Genomic DNA, 582 nt, shown 5'->3' on the forward strand with positions numbered 1-582 from the left:
AGAAGAAACATCCCGTTTTTTTCGAGAAGAAAGACCTTCTGATGACGCTGGACCTATAAAATGTTCATGCGCTTTTAAAGAACAGGATTGTATACTTGCAAAAGAACGCCAAGGGTCTAAATTGCGTTCATTATCAAGTCCCCGTAAAAATAGCCCCCGAAAATCGGGAACATTAAACGTCGTGGCGCCATCTCCTTCTCCCCACGTCGTTCCTATCGCAGAAAATAAATCCCAATAAACATACCGTGAATAAGCACTTCCATCACATGGCAACCAACCATCCGGCAAGCGCTCCATTGCAAACGGTCCTATCAGACCGGAAGGTAAACGTTTTAAGGAAGAAACTTTGCCCCTTGTCGGGTTGAGAACTTGCCAACCCGTAAGCTCTTCATCATACACAAGCGTATAAAGACAGCCATCTTGTATCTCTCCTCCCGATAAGGCTAATAAACCGGTTTCTGTCGCCTTATAAACGGGCTTACCGGCTAAATTATTTAAAGCAATTGTTGTCGCCCCAACATTCTTGCCCTTCGCTTTAAAACAAACCGATATGCCATTCTTATACTCTAAAAATGCCGATTG

General features: G+C 43.6%; 1 protein-coding gene. It reads right to left on the reverse strand.

The window, feature by feature from the left end:
• Positions 1 to 582: phage tail protein (locus tag ACFIL8_RS12400; protein ID WP_375690075.1), on the reverse strand; the 582-nt coding region annotated here is incomplete at both ends.

It is taken from the genome of Bartonella sp. AP57NXGY, from assembly GCF_042195805.1.
Lineage (GTDB): Bacteria > Pseudomonadota > Alphaproteobacteria > Rhizobiales > Rhizobiaceae > Bartonella.